We start from the raw sequence: 419 nt of genomic DNA, 5'->3' as shown, positions 1-419 counted from the left end.
TTCGTTCCTAACGAAAGCTAAATTCATAGTGCTTTACCGATCTTGGTTTTTGGGCCACCACTTCTAGTTCCCTTTTTGTAAACTATAGTCCCGTTCAGTATGCCTCTATTGGTTATGTAGCTAATGTGGCGTCTAATTGCAGAGCCTCTTGATTTACGCCATTTGGAGTTGCTTCGGTTTGCTACTTTGACTAAGACTGCTCTAGATGTAGTTTTACCAGTCAGGCGAACTAGGGGGTGGTTGCGACTGTTACCAACTACTTTAAGTTCGATTTCTTCATCAAATCCAAATATTCGTTTAAGTTCTTCTTTATCTTTGCGTTCAATGACGACCATTACTTTTGAGCTCAAAATGCTAATCCTTTAGTTTGTTCGAGTGGCCTGTGCATATGCAACACTAGCACGGTAAGTGTCAGGAAT

1 protein-coding gene is annotated in these 419 nt (G+C 40.8%); it reads right to left on the bottom strand.

All coding sequences use genetic code 11. The features are described 5' to 3' along the window. Nucleotides 1-23: 23 nt before the first annotated feature. Entirely contained in the window at nucleotides 24-350 is a 327-nt protein-coding gene (locus tag AB4585_RS26080; protein WP_133152931.1) for a hypothetical protein, read from the bottom strand. Between the last annotated feature and the right edge of the window lie 69 nt (nucleotides 351-419).

It is taken from the genome of Vibrio sp. 10N.222.49.C9, assembly GCF_041474985.1.
GTDB classification, from domain to species: domain Bacteria; phylum Pseudomonadota; class Gammaproteobacteria; order Enterobacterales; family Vibrionaceae; genus Vibrio; species Vibrio crassostreae_C.
This window is presented reverse-complemented; position numbering and strand designations above follow the sequence as displayed.